19 protein-coding genes are annotated in these 20267 nt (G+C 64.1%); 7 read left to right on the plus strand and 12 right to left on the minus strand.

The window, feature by feature from the left end; all coding sequences use genetic code 11:
- The first annotated feature begins 137 nt into the window (after positions 1-137).
- Complete coding sequence (locus V8J55_RS17315; RefSeq protein WP_336446823.1) at positions 138-1019, plus strand: UDP-2,3-diacylglucosamine diphosphatase; 882 nt, start codon at positions 138-140, stop codon at positions 1017-1019.
- Positions 1016-2065 carry a glycosyltransferase family 4 protein gene (locus V8J55_RS17320; protein ID WP_336446824.1) on the plus strand — a complete coding sequence of 350 codons (1050 nt, stop codon included), beginning with the start codon at positions 1016-1018 and terminating at the stop codon, positions 2063-2065. Before V8J55_RS17315 ends, V8J55_RS17320 begins: the two co-directional genes overlap by 4 nt.
- On the opposite strand, the gene V8J55_RS17325 is transcribed toward V8J55_RS17320, so the two are convergent.
- The gene (locus tag V8J55_RS17325; RefSeq protein ID WP_336446825.1) at positions 2062-4512 is read right to left on the minus strand and encodes a TonB-dependent receptor plug domain-containing protein; all 2451 of its coding nucleotides are present in this window, start codon (positions 4510-4512) and stop codon (positions 2062-2064) included. The genes V8J55_RS17320 and V8J55_RS17325 overlap by 4 nt on opposite strands.
- A gap of 197 nt (positions 4513-4709) precedes the next feature.
- Between V8J55_RS17325 and guaA the strand changes: the two genes are divergently transcribed.
- Together guaA and V8J55_RS17335 are read left to right on the plus strand one after the other, a co-directional pair.
- Positions 4710-6296, plus strand: a complete 1587-nt coding sequence (guaA, locus tag V8J55_RS17330) for a glutamine-hydrolyzing GMP synthase (RefSeq protein ID WP_336446826.1) — start codon at positions 4710-4712, stop codon at positions 6294-6296.
- Positions 6297-6590: 294 nt separating this feature from the next.
- Positions 6591-7847 carry a tyrosine-type recombinase/integrase gene (locus V8J55_RS17335; RefSeq protein ID WP_336446827.1) on the plus strand — a complete coding sequence of 419 codons (1257 nt, stop codon included), beginning with the start codon at positions 6591-6593 and terminating at the stop codon, positions 7845-7847.
- Here the strand turns inward: V8J55_RS17335 and V8J55_RS17340 are convergent.
- From V8J55_RS17340 to V8J55_RS17350, 4 genes are all read right to left on the minus strand, one after another.
- Complete coding sequence (locus V8J55_RS17340; protein WP_336446828.1) at positions 7837-8097, minus strand: helix-turn-helix transcriptional regulator; 261 nt, start codon at positions 8095-8097, stop codon at positions 7837-7839. The two genes, V8J55_RS17335 and V8J55_RS17340, sit on opposite strands and share 11 nt — an antisense overlap.
- Positions 8098-8190: 93 nt before the next feature.
- The gene (locus V8J55_RS21700; protein ID WP_443030837.1) at positions 8191-8268 is read right to left on the minus strand and encodes a DUF2274 domain-containing protein; all 78 of its coding nucleotides are present in this window, start codon (positions 8266-8268) and stop codon (positions 8191-8193) included.
- Between the two features lie 701 nt (positions 8269-8969).
- Positions 8970-9251, minus strand: a complete 282-nt coding sequence (locus V8J55_RS17345) for an I78 family peptidase inhibitor (RefSeq protein WP_336446829.1) — start codon at positions 9249-9251, stop codon at positions 8970-8972.
- 149 nt (positions 9252-9400) lie between these two features.
- Positions 9401-10294 (minus strand): LysR family transcriptional regulator, encoded by an 894-nt coding sequence (locus V8J55_RS17350; protein ID WP_336446830.1) that lies wholly within the window; start codon positions 10292-10294, stop codon positions 9401-9403.
- Positions 10295-10393: 99 nt separating this feature from the next.
- On the opposite strand from V8J55_RS17350, the gene V8J55_RS17355 reads away from it, so the two are divergent.
- Both V8J55_RS17355 and V8J55_RS17360 read left to right on the plus strand, forming a co-directional pair.
- On the plus strand, positions 10394-10867 hold the full coding sequence (locus tag V8J55_RS17355) for an SRPBCC family protein (protein ID WP_336446831.1): 474 nt from the start codon (positions 10394-10396) through the stop codon (positions 10865-10867).
- Positions 10868-10906: 39 nt separating this feature from the next.
- Positions 10907-11974: an alkene reductase gene (locus V8J55_RS17360; protein ID WP_336446832.1), complete on the plus strand. Its 1068-nt coding sequence runs from the start codon at positions 10907-10909 to the stop codon at positions 11972-11974.
- Between the two features lie 517 nt (positions 11975-12491).
- Here V8J55_RS17360 and V8J55_RS17365 read toward each other — a convergent pair.
- Genes V8J55_RS17365 through V8J55_RS17385 form a run of 5 tightly spaced genes read right to left on the minus strand, consistent with a single transcriptional unit; the run spans position 12492 to position 17791 of the window.
- A complete protein-coding gene (locus V8J55_RS17365; RefSeq protein WP_336446833.1) occupies positions 12492-14054 on the minus strand; it encodes an acyl-CoA synthetase in 1563 nt (520 codons plus the stop codon).
- Complete coding sequence (locus V8J55_RS17370) at positions 14051-15220, minus strand: acetyl-CoA acetyltransferase (protein WP_336446834.1); 1170 nt, start codon at positions 15218-15220, stop codon at positions 14051-14053. Before V8J55_RS17370 ends, V8J55_RS17365 begins: the two co-directional genes overlap by 4 nt.
- Positions 15217-16923, minus strand: a complete 1707-nt coding sequence (gene dld, locus V8J55_RS17375; RefSeq protein WP_336446835.1) for a D-lactate dehydrogenase — start codon at positions 16921-16923, stop codon at positions 15217-15219. The genes V8J55_RS17370 and dld overlap by 4 nt, the downstream gene beginning before the upstream one ends.
- A complete protein-coding gene (locus V8J55_RS17380; protein ID WP_336446836.1) occupies positions 16914-17249 on the minus strand; it encodes a PCC domain-containing protein in 336 nt (111 codons plus the stop codon). Before V8J55_RS17380 ends, dld begins: the two co-directional genes overlap by 10 nt.
- Positions 17249-17791, minus strand: coding sequence for a PPC domain-containing DNA-binding protein (locus V8J55_RS17385; protein WP_336446837.1), 543 nt, complete (start codon positions 17789-17791; stop codon positions 17249-17251). Before V8J55_RS17385 ends, V8J55_RS17380 begins: the two co-directional genes overlap by 1 nt.
- A gap of 133 nt (positions 17792-17924) precedes the next feature.
- Here V8J55_RS17385 and V8J55_RS17390 point away from each other — a divergent pair, with 133 nt between their 5' ends.
- Complete coding sequence (locus V8J55_RS17390) at positions 17925-18710, plus strand: IclR family transcriptional regulator (RefSeq protein WP_336446838.1); 786 nt, start codon at positions 17925-17927, stop codon at positions 18708-18710.
- A gap of 19 nt (positions 18711-18729) precedes the next feature.
- On the opposite strand, the gene V8J55_RS17395 is transcribed toward V8J55_RS17390, so the two are convergent.
- Both V8J55_RS17395 and V8J55_RS17400 read right to left on the minus strand, forming a co-directional pair.
- Positions 18730-19521: an SDR family NAD(P)-dependent oxidoreductase gene (locus V8J55_RS17395; RefSeq protein WP_336446839.1), complete on the minus strand. Its 792-nt coding sequence runs from the start codon at positions 19519-19521 to the stop codon at positions 18730-18732.
- The gene (locus V8J55_RS17400; protein ID WP_336446840.1) at positions 19514-20263 is read right to left on the minus strand and encodes an SDR family NAD(P)-dependent oxidoreductase; all 750 of its coding nucleotides are present in this window, start codon (positions 20261-20263) and stop codon (positions 19514-19516) included. Before V8J55_RS17400 ends, V8J55_RS17395 begins: the two co-directional genes overlap by 8 nt.
- Positions 20264-20267 lie beyond the last annotated feature (4 nt).

Consider the following 20267-nt stretch of genomic DNA (forward strand, 5'->3'; position numbering starts at 1 on the left):
ACCCGATATGTGTCAAATAGGCAACGTCACCAAAACGCCTTCAAACTTTCTTCAAACTGTCGCGAGTTTGAGTCGCACGCTGTAACATTTCGCGTGTCTACGCCGGGGGCAGCTAGAGGCTGCTTCCGGAGTGCGACATGGCATCGATTTCCACCCTGCCGATCCCCGCCCGTTTCCCCGATCCCTTCACCACCGATCCGCATATCCCCGAGCGCGTGATCGGCGAACGGCGGAGCTATCGCACGGTGTGGGTCAGCGACATTCACCTCGGCACGCGCGGCTGCAACGCCGCGATGCTGATCGATTTCTTCGACCATGTCGATTGCGAGACGCTCTACCTCGTCGGCGACATCATCGACGGCTGGCGGCTCAAGAAGCGGCATTTCTGGCCGCCCGAACATAATGACGTCGTCTGGCGGGTGCTCAAGCGCGCGAAGCGCGGCACGCGCGTCGTCTATGTTCCCGGCAACCATGACGAGATGGTGAAGCCGTTCGACGGCTTCGATTTCGGCGGGGTCGAGATTCGCCGCGAGGCGATCCACGAAACCGCCGACGGCCGCAAATTGCTCGTCGTCCATGGCGACGAATTCGACGCGGTGATGCTGGCGCACCGCTGGCTCGCCTTCGTCGGCGACGCCGCCTACACCGCGCTGATGAAGTGCAATGTGGTCGTGAACCGCATCCGCAGCGCCTTCGGCCTGCCCTATTGGTCGCTGTCGATGGTCGCCAAGCACAAGGTCAAGAACGCGGTCCAGTTCATCGGCCGCTATGAGGAAGTCGTCGCGCACGCCGCGCGCTCGCGCGGGGTCGATGGCGTGGTGTGCGGTCATATCCACAGCGCCGAGATGCGCGAGATCGAGGGCACCGAATATTATAACGACGGCGACTGGGTCGAAGGCTGCACCGCGCTCGTCGAACATCACGACGGCACGATGGAAATCCTGCACTGGGCCGAAGAGGTCGCGAGCCGCACCGCGCCGACGCCGCTGAAACTGCCCGCTCCGGCGCGCGCTGCATGAGGATCCTGATCGTCACCGACGCCTGGGAGCCGCAGGTCAACGGCGTCGTCCGCACGCTGCAGGCGACGATCGGCGAACTGCGCAAGGCGGGGCATGAGGTCGGGGTCGTTTCGCCCGACCTGTTCCGCTCCTTTCCCTGCCCCTCCTATCCCGAAATCCGGCTCGCGCTGGCGGGCCGGCGCAAGGTTGCGCGGCATATTCGCGCCTTCGTTCCGCAGGCGATCCATATTTCGACCGAAGGGCCGCTGGGCATGGCGGCGCGGCGCTGGTGCCTGACGAATGGATTCCCCTTCACCACCGCCTATCACACGCGCTTTCCCGAATATGTCGCGGCGCGGCTGCCGGTCTCGCCGGCGTTCGTGTGGCGTTTCATCCGCTGGTTCCACCGTCCGGCGCGGCACATCATGGTCGCGACGCGGAGCCTGGCGCGCGAACTCGCCGACCAGAGCCTCGGACAGACGATGATGTGGGAGCGCGGGGTCGATCACGAGCTGTTCCGTCCCGATCGCGCACCGCACCCGGCCTATGCAGCGCTCGCGCGCCCGATCCAGCTTTATGTCGGGCGCGTCGCGGTCGAGAAGAATATCGGCGCCTTCCTCGCGGCCGACCGGCCGGGCACCAAAGTCGTCGTCGGCGAAGGCCCCGCGCTCGCCGAGTTGAAGGCGCAGCATCCGGGCGCCTTGTTCCTCGGCAAGCTGGGTGGCGAAGCGCTGGCATCGGCCTATTCGGGCGCCGACGTTTTCGTCTTTCCCAGCCGCACCGACACCTTCGGGCTCGTCATCATCGAGGCGATGAGCTGCGGAACCCCGGTGGCCGCCTATCCGGTGCCGGGCCCGGGCGACATCGTGACGGGCGGCGCGGGCGCGCTCGACGAGGATCTCGGCCGCGCGATCGACATGGCGCTCGCATGCGACCGCGCCGACGCCGAAGCGCTGGGCGCGCGGTACAGCTGGGCAAGCTGCACCGCACAATTCGCGAAGGCGCTGACCTTCGTGCCCTCCGAACCGCCGCGCGACGCCATCGCCGGTACGCGGGTCGCGGCCTAGAAGGTCTTGCGCCACTCCAGCTCGATATAGCGGCCCAAGGGGTCGATATAGCCCGGCTGGTAGTTGAGCGGCACGCGGCCGTTCGCGTCGGTGATCTTGCGCTGCGCATCGAAGATATTGTCGACCGCAAGACGCAGGCGCGATCCCTTGAGGAACGGCAGCTTCTCGGTGAGCTTTGGCTTCTGACCCAGATCGACGAAGAAGCGCAGGTTGAAGGTGGCAAGGTCGCCGAATTTCAGGTCGCCCGCGGTACCGCCAGTCACCGTGCTGCCGCTGTCATATTTGGCGCTGAGCCGCACGCCCATGCCCTTGTTGAACAGCCCGCCGTCGAGTTCGAACAGGTGGCGGTTGCTGCCGCCGCTGCTGCCGGTCGCCGACCCGTTCAATAGGTCGAGTTCGGGCACGCCCGGGCGGATCAGCACTTTGTCGGTCAGCTTGATCGTGTGGTAGAGCGACACCTGCCAGCGCCCGCCCTGCGGCCCGCCGAACATGCCGCCGGGACCGCCGCGGCCACCCATGCGCGGGCCACCGCCGCCGCCACGCCGACGCCCCTCACCGGCGCCCGGTCCACCACCCTCGCGAGCGCCCGCGCCTTCGGGACGTGCGCCAACGGGACCACCCGCGCCGCGGCCGCGCTGCTCCTGCTGGCCGAAACTCTTGCCGAAATTGAGTCCCCAGCGGATCTGCGAATTTTCGGACCGGTCGAAATTGACCGGCCGCTGGTCGAGCGCGAGCAAAACGCCGTTCGCGTCGCGCGTGACACGGTCGGGAAAGGCGGCCTCGATTTCGGGGGTCAGCAACGGAAAGCTGTTCGCCGTGTCATAGCTTTTGTTGCTGTTGTAATTGACCGAGACGTTCAGCCCTTCGAGCATCGGCGGCGACCAGTTGAGCCCGAGCTTCAAATCGCGGCGTTGTTCGGCGAGCAGGAAGGGGTTGCCGCCCGTCGTCGTCGTGATCTGCACCGTCTGACCGGTCGCGAAGTCGTAATAGGTGACCGCAGGCGTCACCAGCGGCGCGGCGCCGAGCTGCTGGATGCCGGGCGCGGCCTCGTCCTGGTTGAAGCTCGCGATCAGCGAGAGATTGTCGGTCACACCCCAATTGACGTTCGCGCCCCAGCTTTTGAGCGCGTCGAAGTCGCTGGGATTCTGCACCTGCCCGCTCAGCGTCAGCGAGACGCGGCCGATATTGCCGACCTCATATTCGGGATCGAGCAGCGGCACGGTCAGCGAGCCGAACACGCCCGGCAGGTCGCGCGCGAGGTCGGTCGTCGTGATGCCATTGGCATTGTCCGACCGGCTGTCGAAACGCAGCCCCGAATAGCTGCCTGTCATCGACAGGCGGATCGGCCCCGCCCAGCCGTCGGTCACCGTGCCCGACAGATTGGCGTTGCCGCCGAACGTCTGCTGGCTGCTTTCGAACCGATCGCGGGTTCCGCTGATGCGGTCGGTGAAGGTCAGTTGATCGGCGTCGGCATAATTGCTCGACAGCGACCAGCGCCAGTCGCCGAGCATGCCGTTGACGCTCGCGGTGGTGGTGAGGTTGCGTGCGCGGCTATCGCGTTCGAGCGGGTCGTCGATGCCGCCGACGCCGGGGCCGAGCAGCGACAGGCTGTCGGTCTGGTCGAACCGCACATTGATCGACGCGTCGGTCGTCTTGTTCAGGCTGCGCTGGATCGTCGCGTCGATCGAATATTCGTCCGAGGCACCGAGCAGGCTGCGCGCCGGGGCCTCGGCCGCTTGCGCCGGATCGTCATAATCGAGGTTCCGCTCGCTTTCGAGCAGCATCGATTTATGTTCCCAGCCGGCGTTGACGTTGAGGCGTCCGTTTTCGCCGATCGCGAGGAAGCTCGGCTGGATCTCGCTCTGGAAACGCCCGCCCTGCGTCGGAATGCCGCCCTCGCCTTCGACCGCGATCTGGCGGAAATTGGGCTTGAGCACCATGTTGACGACGCGCTCGTCGGCCGAATAGCCATATTGCAGCGCGACTTCCTCGGGGAAGACCTCGACTTTGGCGATCGCTTCGGGGGGCAGGTTGCGCACTTCGCCGAAGCCGCCGATGCGGCGGCCGTTGACGAGAATGATCGGCCGCCCGCCGCCGCGTCCACGGCCCGAGCGCGTCTGCGGCGCGAGCGCGTCGAGCAGTTCGGAAACGTTCGACACGCCATAGCTCGCGATCGCCGCTTCATCGAGTTCGGTCTCGGCCTTGATGTCGGTGTCGAGCTGGCCGGCGAGGCGCGGCGCGGTGACGACGATCTCGTCCTCGCTGTAGTCGTCATATGCATCCTCGACCGTCTCTTGCGCGGCGGGCGCGGCTTCGCCCGGCTGCTCGGCGACCGCGGCGGCGGCCGGCGGGCCGATCGGCGCCTCGGCCATCGCGGGCAGCGCGAACGAGGCGCCTGCGGCGAGCAGGGCGGCGCGTGCGGAAATGGTCAGGCGGATGTTATTCATGGGGAGAGCCTTTGTTTCTTTTCTGTCTTTGTTTTTTCTTTGCATGACGGGGCTTAACGCCTCCTGACGCCGCCCTTTGCTTGCGGTTCATCTATGTCGCGCAATTGTCGCAACAATGTGTCGATGCCCATGCCTGTTCGATAGGCCGTCTATATCGACCGCTGGACAGCATGGGCCTTCGCCCTTATCGGCCACCCATGCCGACTCCAGACTCCTCCGCACCGCCCGAATCCATCCTGATCGTCGATTTCGGCAGCCAGGTGACCCAGCTCATCGCCCGCCGCGTCCGCGAAGCCGGCGTGTATAGCGAGATCGTCCCGTTCAGCGCCGCCGAGGCCGCGCTCGAACGAATGAAGCCGAAGGGCGTGATCCTGTCGGGCTCGCCCGCCTCGGTCCCCGCGGCCGGCAGCCCGCGCGCGCCGCAATCGATCTTCGACAGCGGCCTCCCCATTCTTGGCATTTGCTACGGCCAGCAGGTGATGAGCCAGCAGCTTGGCGGCCAGGTCGAACCGGGCGGCGCCGATGGCGAACGCGACGGCGAATTCGGGCGCGCCTTCCTGACCGTCACCGAGCCCTGCGTGCTGTTCGACGGCCTGTGGGAAGTGGGCGAGCGCCATCAGGTGTGGATGAGCCACGGCGACCGCGTCACCCAATTCGCCCCGGGCTTCCGCATCGTCGCGATCAGCGACGGCGCCCCCTTTGCACTCATCGCCGACGACGAGCGCCGCTATTACGGCACGCAGTTCCACCCCGAGGTCGTCCACACGCCCGACGGCGCCAAGCTGATCGCGAACTTCGTCCGCCACGTCTGCGGCTGCAGCGGCGAATGGACGATGGCCGAATTCCGCGCGACCAAGATCGCCGAAATCCGCGCGCAGGTCGGCGACCAGCGCGTGCTGTGCGGCCTGTCGGGCGGGGTCGACAGCGCGGTCGCTGCGGTGCTGATCCACGAAGCGATCGGCGAGCAGCTGACCTGCGTCTTCGTCGACCACGGCCTGCTGCGCATGAACGAGCGCGAACAGGTCGAGCGCCTGTTCCGCGACCATTACAACATTCCGCTCGTCGTGGTGGACGCCGAGGAACGCTTCATGGCGGGCCTCGCGGGCGTCACCGACCCGGAAAAGAAGCGCAAGTTCATCGGCGCCGAGTTTATCAACGTGTTCGAGGAAGAAGCGAAGAAGATCGGCGGCGCCGATTTCCTGGCTCAAGGCACGCTTTATCCCGACGTCATCGAAAGCGTCAGCTTTACCGGCGGCCCGAGCGTCACGATCAAGAGCCACCACAATGTCGGCGGCCTTCCCGAGCGCATGAACATGAAGCTCGTCGAGCCGCTGCGCGAATTGTTCAAGGACGAAGTCCGCCTGCTCGGCAAAGAACTGGGTCTTCCCGACATCTTCGTCGGCCGCCACCCCTTCCCCGGCCCCGGCCTCGCGATCCGCATTCCCGGCGAAGTGTCGAAGGAACGTTGCGACATCCTCCGCAAGGCCGATGCGGTCTATCTCGAGGAAATCCGCAACGCGGGGCTCTATGACGCGATCTGGCAGGCGTTTGCCGTGTTGCTGCCCGTCAAGACCGTCGGCGTGATGGGGGACGGACGCACTTACGACCATGTCTGCGCGCTGCGCGCGGTGACCTCGACCGACGGCATGACGGCGGACATCTACCCGTTCGACGCGAGCTTCCTCAGCCGCTGCGCGACGCGCATCATCAACGAGGTCCAGGGCATCAACCGCGTGGTGTACGACTATACGTCGAAACCGCCGGGCACGATCGAGTGGGAATGATTCGGGGCACCAAAATGCCCCGGATTTCCATCGAACTTCAAATTCCAACTATTTGATAAAATTTATTTTTCCTGTCGATGGCATTTGGTGGCTATCGGTGGGTAGTCTTCCCGTTTGACGGCGCCATTGACGGCGTCGGCCGCTCTTGCCTCTCTCAAAAATCGCCGATACCGTCAGGGACACAACAGCCCCTGACGGTCTTTTTTGTTCGCTAACAATTGGAAAAGCAGTGCTTTTTCGAACGGGAGAACTGCGTTTTCGGGCTGACGGTGTTTTACGACTGGAGGCCTTGCGATGCTCACCGATTCCGAGCTCAAACATCTGAAACCCAAAGAGAAACCTTACAAGGTGACAGACCGGGACGGCATGTACGTTCTCGTCAGTTGTGGGGGCACCATCTCCTTCCGCCTCGACTACCGATTGAACGGGCGTCGAGAGACCGTCAACTTCGGCCGATATGCTCCGTCAGGCCTCTCGCTGGCGCTGGCACGCGAGCGATGCATCGACGCGAAGCGACTGATTGAAAGGGGCCAGTCTCCTGCTTTGGAGAAGCAACGGGCAAAGCGTCGGATCAAAGAAGCTAAGAGCTTTGGCCAGTTCGGCGAGAAGTGGCTCGCGTCCGCACCAATGGCGGATAGCACGCGAGCCATGCGACGCTCGATCTTCGAACGAGAAATGTTGCCCTTCTGGAAGAACCGCCTCCTGACGGAGATCACTCCCGGAGATTTGCGCGACCATTGCCTCAGGATCGTGGATCGGGGGGCGCCAGCGACTGCCATCCATGTGCGCGACATTCTGAAGCAGATCTATGGGTTCGCGAACCTTCACGGCGAGAAAGTCGCCAACCCCGCCGATGAGGTTGGCCCGGCTTCGATTGCCACCTTCGTGCCGAAGGATCGCTCGCTTTCGCCTTCCGAGATCCGGGTCCTGTTCAAGGTCATCGAAAAGGTGCCGACCTTGCCGACGATTCGGCTCGGTATGAAATTCTTCCTACTATCGATGGTGAGGAAGAGCGAACTCCAGGACGCAGTCTGGGACGAGGTCGACTTCGAGAATGCGGTCTGGTCGATACCTGCAGAGCGCATGAAGCGATCGCGGGCGCACAACGTCTATCTCTCCACCCAGATGCTCGACATCCTCATCGCCCTCAAAACCTGCGCCGGAAGCTCAAGATATCTGCTCCCGTCGCGTTATGATGCAGACGCGCCCATGTCGCGAGCGACGTTCAACCGCGTCACCTATTCGGTCGTCGAGCAGGCGAAGAAAGATGGACTGCCTCTCGCTGCGTTCACCGTGCACGATCTTCGCCGAACCGGTTCGACACTTCTCAACGAATTGGGGTTCAACAGCGACTGGGTTGAAAAGTGTCTTGCCCATGAGGACGGACGCTCGTCGCGGGGCGTCTATAACAAGGCAGAATATGAGCAGCAGCGCCGCCACATGATGCAGGAATGGTCAAATACCGTGGAAGCCTGGATCGACGGACGACGCTATGCGCCCACCGTTCTCCCACCGACCGCGCCGCTTCTCGAGCTCGACCCTAGCCTTTGACCGGACGGGCGCGGCGTTCGCGCACATCGGCATGTTGGCCTCGGACAATCGGCCGCGCCCGCCTGTCAGCCAACCAGGCCTCGACCTCGGCGAGATTCCAAACCACTGTCCTCGGCGACAAAGCGTAGCGACGCGGGAACTCGCCGCGCCGCTCCATTTCAAAGATCGTGCTGTCCGCGAGCGGGACCATCTCTTTCAGCTGGTGACGCCTGATCGTGCGCGTGTAGTCAGGCGGATCGCCCTTGGACATAGATCATTCTCCAACGCAGAGAACTTGAAACTGGCACTCTACAATGCACCGCACCGACGGCCGGCGGACATCGCACAGATGGGCGCGTCGCGGCTATTTCCGGCGTGTCCGAACGAAGCTTCGGTCGCTCTCCAGAAACATTTCGAGCATGTAAGGTACGAGGTCGGATATCCGCGCACGAAGTTGTGATTTCTCTGGCGTTCAATCCGTCGCAGTCGACGGTGAATTTTTGGTTGCCCCGAACATCCGACACTGTCGACTTTAGCGTGGCCAGCGCGCGCGCCGCATAATGGTCGTCTTCGCCGAACGCCCAGTAAATCTTCCGGTCAGCCAACCGCTCACACGACTTCTGCCTGTTCGACCAGCTTCGGTCTCCATCAGGACCGAGGTAGTGATACTGGACTGACACGCTGACTCCGATTGGCTGGAGGCGGCGCCCGCGAGTGCCATCCCATCTGCTGGAATATTGGAGCTGGACCACGTCGCGCTGGCATAGCCCCTCGACCGAGCCGGCGTATGGTTTAGTTGCTATCGCGGTTGGGGAAGATGGCCCGGTCAGTATCGAGTTCAGATCGTCAAGCACCGACTCTCGTCTGCGCGTCTCCGACATCTTCTCGCGTTCGGGATGCACCGGAGCAATGCGCGTGGCGGCATGGATAGCGCCGGGAATAGCAATTGCCGTGACCATGAGCCCAAGACACAGCGTCCGCATAAGGCCTCCTTACCCAATCCATTACGGGACATGAGGCAAAGCTCTTAAAAAACAACTGCTCGAGGTCTGGCCGTGACGTCTAGGCAGCGTGTGGCCGGTAGCCGACTGTCGGCTCTCCGCGGGCAATCTGGCAAAGCGGACCTTTCTACTTCACGCACTACTAACCACAAACAGCTTGCACCACCTTACCAGCGGGATTGATCGCGAGCGTGATACGATTCTCCCGGAGATCGTGCGTAACCGGGTCACCGGGTGTGATACGTCTGGTTAGTTTCGCGCCAGTGCGCTGTTTAATTTGCGCGTCATCCGGCGCCGCGTGGCCCACGAGCATCGCCGCCACATCCGAACGGCAAAGGCTCGTCGCGGGCGTGTCCTGCACCGTTGTCGAGCACGCTGTAAGTAGTCCGGCAAAGGCAAAAACAGCTATCTTGGTATTGAACATTTCGCCAGCTCCTGAGCCAATGAACGGGTAACGCCCCTACTCGTCTGTCGCGGCGCCGGGTCAGCAAAATGCTTGACCATATACACCGTCAGGCTTCTCTCCCCGCAATCGGCTACCTTTAGGCGTCACCCGTCGAACCCAAATGAGGTTCATCTCTCGACATATGCAGCGAGTTCGTCTGGCGTTCCTTTCGGGAAAGCCTCTTTAAGATGATCTAGAAACGCCGAGACGCGGGCGCTCAGCAACCGGCGCGTCGGGTAAAGCGTCCAGAGCGCGATATCGGGTCCTTCCACATCGCCCCAATGGACCATCGTCCCGGCAGACAGGTCATGACTGACGAGGGATATGGGCAGACGTGCCGCGCCCGCTCCTGCCCGGACCGCGTCGCGCACCATGACGAGCGACGACAGGCTCAGGACCGGGCTGACCGCGATCTCCGCTTGTCCCGTCGGGGTCGCCATAGTCCAGCTGACGTCCGGGCCTGCCGGTCCGCGCACGACCACCGGGACTGCGGACCCACTTTGCGGCCGCGGCAGGTCGGGACTCGCCACGACCACGAGGCGATCATGCAGGAAGATGCGTCCGACAAGGCTATCATCAGGCTTCGGGTTGACGCGGATCACTAGGTCATAGGCTTCCTCGATCATGTCGACCGGCCGGTCCTCGGTCGTGATCTCGAGCCGAACCTCCGGATATTTGAGCGCAAAGCCGGCCGCCAGTTTTCCCATCGCGATTTGCGAGAACAGCAGAGGCGAACTGATCCGCAACCGGCCACGCGGACTGTGTCCCCCCGAGGCGATGGCGGTGGCCGTCTCATCGAGCTCGGTCAGCAGTTGCCCCGTTCGCTCGAAAAGCGCCCTTCCCTCCTCCGTCAGTTTCAACGCGCGCGCGCCGCGCTCGAACAAGCGCAGGTCGAGGCTCGCCTCCAATTCCGACACGCGGCGGGACAGTGTCGCCTTGGGGCGTCCCGCAGCTCGGGCGGCTTTTCCAAAGCCGCCATGGCGAGCGACAAGGTTGAAGTCGGCGAGCGCGAGAAGGTCCATAAGTGTTCCATCAGTGAGACTGTCCGTCCAGATATAGTGGCTAGTGGCACGAATGTGGATCGCTAATTTGAGGCATCCACTCAGACAAGGAGCACCCAGATGATCTACTCGACCGCCACCGTACCGGTAAATCCGCAAGGCGAAACCAGGCTCACCCGCGAGCAGGTCTGGAAGGGCCTCGAACTCAAGGCGCGCGACGCGCGCCTGTTCCTTCCCCCGGGCCTCTGCACTCGCTGCGACGTCACGGAGGAAAGCCCGACGCACTTCGTCCGTGATGCGACGATTGCCGGCGCTGACCTCCGCGAAATCATCACGCTTGAGCCGCAGCACAAAGTCACCTTCTTCCAGGCGACCGGCCCGCGTGAAGGCGCGATCATCAATGAACTGTTCGAGGATGGCGCCGGCGAGCTGCAGCTGAAATTCTACTGCTATCTCGGGCTGCGCGACAAGGAACCGGGCGGCACCGAGGAACGGGCCGAGCAAGCGCAGTTCGACAGCGACGCAGGCTACAAGGCTGCCCTCCTGTCCACACTCAAGCGCACCCGCGAAATGCTCGCCGCGGGCGAGCTCTGATCCTCCGCCCCTCACCATATAGAAACAAGGAGAATTCCCATGACCGACATCTGGTCCCCCATAAAGCTTGGCACCCTGCAACTGCCGCATCGCCTCGCCATGGCGCCGATGACGCGCAGTCGCGCCAAAGCCGACGGCACGCCCGGCGACCTCGCCCCCGAATATTACGCCCAGCGCGCGACGATGGGCTTGCTCATCACCGAAGGCACCCAGCCTTCCGAGGATGGGCAAGGCTATATGAACACGCCGGGCATCTACACCGATGCGCATGTCGCCGGTTGGCACCAGGTGACCGACGCCGTTCACAAGGCCGATGGCCGGATCTTCGTCCAGCTCATGCATGTCGGCCGCAGGTCGCATCCGGACAATACCGCGCGTCATCGCCAGCCGGTCGCCCCCTCGGCGATCGCCCCTGGAGAGCAGATGTTCACGCCGCAAGGCATGCAGACAGTGCCTGAGCCACGCGCGCTCACGACCGCCGAAGTCCGGCAGACCATCGCCGACTTCGCGCATGGTGCAGCCCGCGCGATCGAGGCGGGCGCAGACGGCGTCGAGGTACACGGCGCGAACGGCTATCTGGTGCATCAGTTCCTCGCGCCGAATGCGAATGAGCGTAGCGATGAATATGGCGGCTCGCTCGAGAACCGCGCGCGGTTCGCGATCGAGGTCGTGCGGGCGATCGTCGCTGAGATCGGGCCTGACAAGACGGCGATCAGGCTGTCCCCCGGGCTGCCGACAGGCGGCATCGTCGAAGGGAACGAAAACGACGATCTCTACCGCTATCTGGCCGCGGAGTTCGGCAAGATCGGCATTGCCTATCTTCACGTCCTCCATATCGGCAATGAGGCCCTGCTCGCCGACATGCGCAAGGCGTTCGGCGGCGTCTTGATCGTCAACCGCCCGGGCCGTTCGCGCGAGCAGGTCGGGTCCGATGTAGCAGCCGGTGTCGCCGACATCGAAGCGCTGGGCTCGATGGCACTCGCCAATCCGGATCTCATTGCGCGCCTAAAAACGAACGCACCGCTGAATGAACCACGGGTTCCGCTGTTCTATGCCGGCGGTGGCGCTGAAGGCTACACTGACTACCCCGCTCTGCAGCAGGTCTGACGTTTCGTCGGAGCAGGAAGGCAGCATCCCTGCCGCCTCCTGCTCCGCCGGCGACCTGACCTCAACCGTCGGGTCGAGATCACATTGTCAGGAAACTCATCATGTCAGCCAATACCAATCGTCACAGCGCCTCACCGCTCGCGATCGCGGTCACGCGCGAAGCCGTGATCCCGCATGCCATGCAGCAGGACGTCTTCGATTTCGTGGCCGCCTAGGATGTGCTGTCAAAGATCCTGGGCCGCTACGGGCTAGTGCCCGCTGGTCGCGTTCGCCTCCGAGGTCCCAGGTCCGTGGGATCAGCCGGGTTTTCACCGGATCGTTCATCTCTCTGATGGCAGCATATTGACCGAGGATCTGACGCACCGGGATCGGCCTTCCACTTTTGCATACCAGGTCAGCAATCCTAGAGTTGCCTTGAAGCATCTCATGACCGAGACGCGCGGCCAATTCTGGCCGGTAGTTGACTCTCCGCTTTTCGCGACGCGTCGGGAAAACCGGACATCCCGAGTACCAGATCCTAGACCCCGTCCCCTTGCTCCTTCGCGAGCAACAGTTTGAGGTTCGCCTTGGTCACCTTTCCATAGGCCGAGCGAGGCAGTTCCGACCAAAAACGCACCTGCCGCGGAAGCTTGTAGGTCGCGATACGATCGCGGAGCCAGGACAATAGAGTCGATGCATCGAGGTATTGCTCGGGGGAAAGCACGCAAATCGCTACCCCGATCTCGCCCCACACTGGATCGGGCACACCAACGACGGCTGCCTCGGCGATTGCAGGATGAGCCCTGATCGCTTCCTCAATCTCGAGCGGATGAATATTCGATCCTCCCGAGATATACATGTCTGACGCGCGTCCCGTGATGAACAGGTCGCCGTCCTTGTCGAGATGTCCGAGATCACCGGTGCGGAACCAACCATCGCGAAAGGCGGCGGCATTCGCTTCCGGATTGTCGTGGTAGCCCGCGAAGACCGCAGGACCGCAAACACAAATTTCTCCCGTTTCGCCAGCTGGCAGCGACCGGCCCGCATCATCCTGGATCGACACCTGCATCCCCGTTCGCTCGCGCCCGCAGGTGCCGAGTTTGACGTCCGGCCCGTCGTCGGCGCAATGATCGCGGGAAGGAAGCACCGTTATCGCGCCAGTGACTTCGCCGAGCCCGAAATATTGGACAAGGACCGGACCCAGGCGTTCGAGTGCGAGCTTCTGGTCGGCCCGGTACATGGGCGCCCCCGCATAAATGACGTGACGAAGCGAGCTATGGTCTGCCGACAACGAGGCGGGATGCTCGACAAGCAGCTTGAGGATCGTCGGCACCGTGAACATGTTGGTGACCCGCCAGCGCTCGACGAGCGCCCAGACGTCGGCTGGATCGAAGCTGTAGCCCGCCGGAATGATCGTTTTGGCGGCGCGCGCGATCTGGGTCAGCAAATGAACGCCCGCGCCATGCGTCAGCGGCGCCACGACCAGCGATGCATCGTCCTCGGTGGTACCCGGCAGGAGGTCGCATAGATGGTTGACGATGACGAATGCCAGCTGGCCGTGGGTAAGGACAGCCGCCTTCGGCTTTCCGGTCGTGCCCGACGTGTAGAAGAACCAGCAGGGATCGTGATAGCGAACGGCGAGATCTTCGATCCGCGTTCCCTCGTGACGCGCGAGGCGCTCCTCATAATCGTCGAGGTCGTCCGATCCGATGAATATCGTCCTCTCGATCCCTGCAGCGGCGGCGTGATCCCGAAAAATGCTTTCGCAGATCATTGCGGCCGCGCCGCTCGATCGCGCGAGAGCCGCGACATCCTTCGGCGTCTGCCGGAAATTGGTCGGCACCCATATCGCGCCGATACGGAAACAGGCGAACATCGTTTCGATGAGCTGATTATTGTTGCGCGACTGGACGAGCACGCGGTCGCCGGCGCCGATGCCGACCTCAGCCAGCATCGCGGCTGCGGCATCGACGCGCCGATCGACATTCGCCCAGGTCCAGCTCTGGTCGCCCCAGACAATCGCAATGCGGTCGGGGTAGCGCCGCGCCGCCTGCCGGAGGAAATGGGCGATATTCATCACCCGATCGGAGGCGGGCGTCATGACCTGCGCTCCAGGACCGACACATAGTTGGTGACCGCGGCGCCCCCCATGTTGAACACGCCCGCGATACTGGCGCCGGGAACCTGCATGGCTTCGGCCTCGCCCGTCAACTGGATGCAAGCCATGACATGCTGCGATACGCCGGTGGCGCCGATCGGGTGTCCGCGAGACTTCAGCCCACCCGACGGATTGACGGGAAGCCTCCCATCGCGGGCGGTCGTTCCATCGCGTACCACGCGATATCCTTCGCCGGGCGCCGCGAGCCCCATGGCTTCATATTCGATAAGCTCGGCGACGGTGAAGCAGTCATGGGTCTCGACAAGATCGAGATCGCCGAGGCCGAGCGCAGCGTCGGACAGCGCCGTCGTCCAGGCGCGGCGCGCGCCCTCGAACGCGTGGGGATCGCGCCGCGAGAGCGGAAAATGATCGTTAACATGCGCTCGAGCGCGGAATCCGATCGCGCGCGCGAGTCCCGCCGCCGCGTCGGCAGAGGCGACGACGAGCGCCGCCGCGCCATCCGAGATGAGCGAGCAGTCGGTGCGGCGAAGCGGCGGCGCGACATAGGGATTGCGCTCGGAAACCAGATTGCAGAATTCGAAGCCGAGATCCTTGCGCATTTGGGCATAAGGATTGCCGACGCCATTGGCATGGTTCTTGGCGGCGATCATCGCCAGTTCCTCGCTCCGATCGTCATAGCGCTCGAAATAGCCCGCCGCGATTTTGCCGAATACACCGGCAAAGCCGCCCTCGATCGCTGCTTCTTCGGGCCGGTAGCAGGCGGACAGCAGAATATCGCCGACCTCGGCGGTCGGCGTCGCCGTCATTTTCTCGGCGCCGAGGACGAGCGCGATCCGGCCTCGTCCGCTGGCAATGAAGTCGAGGGCGCCATAAAGCGCAGCCGAACCCGTTGCGCAGGCATTCTCCAAGCGCGTCGCCGGGACATGGGCCAGTTCGGGAACCGCGAGCGATGCGAGCGCGGCCTCGAAACCCTGGCGCGCGAAGCCCGCATTGAAGACGCCGGTATAGATGGCGTCGACCGCGTGCGGCGGCACGCCGGCGTGATCGAGCGCGCTCGCCGACACGCGCGCGAGCAGATGCTCGACGTCCGGCTCCTCGAGCCGGCCGAAGGGCGTATGGGCCCAGCCGACGATGACGGGTTCGATCATGCATTTTCTCCTGAGAGCGGGGCGTCGCGCCAGTCGGCGCCGACGGCGGTCAATCCGATGCCGGGATTGAAACGGTTGGTTGGATCGAGATTTCGATAGAAGGCTTCGAGCGCGGGTTTCGCGCGATATTGACGCCCGACATTATGCTCGGCGGGATATTCGGCGCCGCGAGTTTCGAAGCCTGCGAGGAGCGACGCCTTGACCGTGGCCGGATCGAAACCCCGCGCCACCAGATAGTCGAGATGAAAGACGTGGCAGAAGAAATGCCCGTAGGCGAGGCGCGCCGCGACCGATCCGTGCGGGGGCGCCTCGTCGGAGCCATCCCAGGTCCGGGCGCTGCGCGGCAACGCCACGTCGAGCGAGACGAGACCCGCAAACCTCGCAGAGTCAATGGCGAGCCGACGCACCGCCGCGCTCGCGACCACGAAGCGGTGCAGCATCGCCTTCGCCGCCTCGGCGGGCGAACATTCGAACATGGCCCCCTCATGCGCCGCAAAAGCCTTCTCGATCGCCGATCGGGTCCCTGTCACCCCATCGGCTTCGACCCGGAGGATGAGGTGGTGTTCGAAGCGGTCGCGCCACAGGCGAAGCCGGCGCGGCAGGTGCGGCGGGAGAAGTCTGCCGAGCCGGTAGAGGATCCGGTCAGACAGCGCGTCAACACCGAGACGGCCGCCCAGCGCATCGACCGCAGCCTTGGCCGCATAGAGCGCAGGGAGCCGTTTCGTCCCGAGAGCGCGGATCGCGTAGAAAATGTCGCGGCCGTAGCGATCGGCGGTATCGAAGGCCTCGCGGTGGATATATTCGGCCAGTATCGGCAGCGCATCCGGCGCTGCAAGCATCGTACGGCGCAGATCGGTCAGCATCGCAGGATCGTTGGTGCCGACATAGAAGGTGGCGACACCCCGCGAACGCGCAAAGGTGTCGGTGCGGACAGCGAACACGGCTATCCGTCCAGCGCTTCCCGATGCCTCGTGCAAGCATCGCGGATCGGCGTTGAAGCGGGCCGGTCCCTGCTCGTCGATCGCGCGAACGCGCGCTTCATATCCGGTGTCCGAGGCGCGCGCCGTGGAATAGGCCGTGACGAAATCACCGCGTTCGAGGCGGTCCAGCATCTCGAGCGGTTCGCTGCCGAGGTCGACGCCGAGCCGGTTGACCAGCGAAAGCCGGCCTTCCTGATTCAGCCGCGCGTAGAGCGCCATCTCGGTATAGGCAGGTCCGCGGCGGATCAGAGCCCCCCCGGAATTGTTGCAGATGCCGCCCACCACCGAAGCGCCGAAGCAGGTCGAACCGATCACCGAGTGCGGCTCGCGATCGTGCGGAGCGAGACGGGCCTCGAGCTCGGAGAGGCTGGTGCCCCCGATCGAGATCGCCTGCCGGGCGTCGTCGAGCAGATGGATCCCGCGAATGCGCGCCGTGCTGATGATCACCACGGGCCGATCGATCCGCGCGTCGGGCGTCGAGCCACCAGTAAGACCGGTGTTCGCCGCCTGGACGATGATCGCGACATTCGCGCGAACCAGCAAGAGGAGCAGGCGCCACATCTGGGCCAGCGTCGCAGGCCGCGCCACCGCAAGAACATCACTCGCGGGGGTACGAAAGCCGCGGCGATAGCGCAGCGTGTCGTGATCGCGGGTGAGAAGGTGGCGGCGACCGACGACGGCACAAAGGTCGATCAGCAGGCTTCGGCTGGCGGTCACCCGCATTCTTCCAGTACGATCTCGAACGTCACGCCGACGGCATTCATGCCGCGAACGAAGCTGCCATGTTCGGCGCGCGTGTCGGGACGGCAGACATAGCCTGTCAACGTCGAGCCGCCCGCCGCCGCAATCTCGCCAGACAAGCCGGCGACCTCGAGGCCGGGCCCCGAGATCTTCACAAGCTTGCCGTCCCGTTCGAGTACGGCTTCTACGAGACTCCCGACCGCGCCACGGATGCGGGCACCGGCCATGTCAGCGTCGCGAACCGCGGCTTCAAGCGCTTCGGTTACGTCCTGATTGGGCTGCAGCTTGAGAATGATCATGCGGTGCATCATGCCGGCTCCGGATGGAAGATGATGAAGTTCGTCTCGTCGTCATGCCGGCGCGCGAACCGCGCGCCGTTCAACAGCGTCAAGTCGAGCATCATGCCCCCGGGACCGGCGATCGCCTTGCCGGCGATCAGGTGTCCGCCAACGGTCTGAAGCGAAGCGTCACAGAACACGGCATGACAATGTGTCGTTCGGCGCCCGTCCTCGTCGACGCCGACAATCCCCGCCCCGCCGACGACCCGAGCAGGCGCGGTGATTTCGAATGGGCCGTGAAATGTCATCGGGGTGTCGCTGCCGCGACCGCCCGTCATCAACGTCAACGACGCGAGCGTTCCCGACAGGAGCGTGAAGGTTCCGCCGAGCGCGCCTTCCGCGTCCAGCAAGGCATGGATCGCAGTGAAGATATCCTCCCCCTCGGCGAGATCGATCGACCGTCGGGTCGCGTCTGGAACCGCTGTCCACACCATGCGTGCCGCGTTGGGCGCACCGGGGTGCTCGACGACCAGCATGGGGCCCGCCATCGATCCCGTCGCGGTGGATATCATCATCTCTCCCTTCATCTTGTGGAGGAAATGCTAGGCGAGCGGGCTGCCGGCATGAATTCGCTTGCGCAGCGCGACCGGCATGTTGAACATATATTCAAACCTGAAGATCAATTATTGAACCGGGAGCGCAGAGATGGAAGGCGGATCGAAGACGATCGACCGGGTGGGCTCCATACTTCGCGCGTTCGAGAATGGTCCCGAGGGGGGCATGACGTCGCGCGAGGTCGCCGAGGCGACGACGTTCGACAAGGCGACGGCGTACCGCGCCCTCGTGTCCATGGCCCGCATCGGGCTGGTCGATCACGATCCCAAGAGCCGCAAGTACCGGCTTGGCGCCTATCTCTTCAGCCTCGGTGCGATCGCCGCGCGCCGTTTCTCGCTGCTGTCGCACGCCCGCGAGGTTATCGCCATGCTCGCGCGCGAGACCGGCGACACGGTATTCCTCTCTGTCCGCAACAAATATGACTCGGTCTGCATCGACTGCGCGATCGGAAGCTATCCGATCCGGGCGCAGACACTGTCTGTCGGCGAGAGCGTCCCGCTCGGCGTCAGCACCGCGGGCGTCGCGATGCTGTCGACAATGAGCGAGGAAGAGGTAAGGCATGCGATCCAGTATAATGCCGTCGCCATTTCGCGCTTCCGGACCGTCAAGCCCGACCAGATCTATGAGCATGTCAACCGGGCGCGCGAGCTCGGATATTCGCTTTATACCGGACAGATCATCGCCGGCATGGCGGGGCTCGGGCGCCCGATCCGCGACGTGCATGGGCGCGGTCTCGCGGTTATCAGCGTCACCGCCCTGATCGACCGGATGGGCGAGGGCCGGGTCAAGATGATCGACGGCCTGCTCAGCGAAGCCATTGCGGAGATCGAACAGCGCGCGCTTCTGATCGGGAACCGCCTCGAGACCTTTGCGTGATGCCGAAATTCGGCTCCGTTCAGGCCCGGCGCGACAATCCGCCGTCGACCACGAGCAGATGGCCGTTGATATAGCGGGCTTCCTCGGACGCGAGGAACACCGCAGCATGCGCGACGTCCCAGACATTGCCCTGCGAACCTGTCGGACTGCGGCGGTCGCGCGCCGCGACATCGTCCGCCGAGGCGAGGCTGCGACCCATTTCGGTGTCGAGCAGACCGGGTAGGATCGCGTTGGCACGAACGCCCCGCGCGGCATATTCGAGCGCGACGGAGACGGTGAGCTGGTCGAGTGCGGCCTTGGACGTATTGTAGATGGGGTAATTGATCCCGGTGTGACGGATCGAGGCGATACTCGATACGTTCACGATCGACCCTCGCGAGCGCAGCAGATGCTCCATCGCGATCCGCATCGTGGTCGCTGCGCCGATGCAATTGACCGCAAGGCCATGCGCCCAGTCGGTTGCGGAAAAGGACGTGAACTCGCCGGTCATCGGCACGCCGACATTATTGTGGAGGATATCGATCGATCCGAGAGCGCCCGATACCTCGGCAATCGCGTGCGCCACCGACGCTTCGTCGAGGATATTCGCGGTAATCGCGAGCGCACCGTCGATACGATCGGCGGTACGCTGGGCATTTTCCCGCCGCGCGTCGACGATGGCGACGCGAGCGCCAGCTGCGGCATAGGCAAGCGCCGCCGCCTGCCCGACCCCGGTTCCAACCTCGCCGCCGCCGCCGCCGAAGACGATCGCGCGCTTGCCGGCAAGCCGATCGCTTTGTCGCAAACAGGGAAAATTTCCGGCGTCAGCCATGCGCGCTGGCCGGCAGACCGGCAATCGTGAAACCGCCATCGACGCACAGCGTCTGCCCCGTCATGTAGCCCGACTTTGTTCCGTCCAGGAGGAACAGGATGACACTGGCCACTTCCGGCGGCAGCCCGTAGCGCCGCATCGGCACAAGCGAGGTCCATTGCCCTCGAACCGCATCTCCGTGAACCCGTGTCGCCAGCGGGGTCTCGATCGGTCCGGGAGCGACCGCGTTGACCCGGATCGCATGGTCGGCCCATTCCGCCGCCAGCACGCGGGTCAATGCATCGAGACCACCTTTCGAGGCGCCATAGGCGGCGCGCCCTGCGTTGCCGCGAATTCCCGATACCGAGGTGATATTGACGATCGATCCGCCGGCGCCGGCGGCCATTTGCCGGGCCGCCTCGCGTGCCACAACGAAATTTCCGACAAGATTGACCTCCAGTAGCTGGCGAAACGCCGACGCATCGGTGTCCATCGCCGAGAGATTGCGCCCCGTTCCGGCTGAATTGACGACGCCGCCGATCGGCCCGAGCGCCGCGATGCCGCGATCGATGACAGCCGCAACTTCCAGCTCGTCCGTCACATCGAGTAGCTCGCAGTGAAGGTGCGGCTCGCCTCGCGCACGCAGCATGGCAAGGGCACCTCCATCACGGTCCGCCGCGACGACCTTGTGGCCGCCCGCAAGGAGCGTCTCGACCGTCGCGAGACCAATTCCCGACGCGGCACCGGTGACCAACGTCGCCAATTCG

The sequence above is a fragment of the Sphingopyxis sp. CCNWLW2 genome (assembly GCF_037095755.1).
Lineage (GTDB): Bacteria > Pseudomonadota > Alphaproteobacteria > Sphingomonadales > Sphingomonadaceae > Sphingopyxis.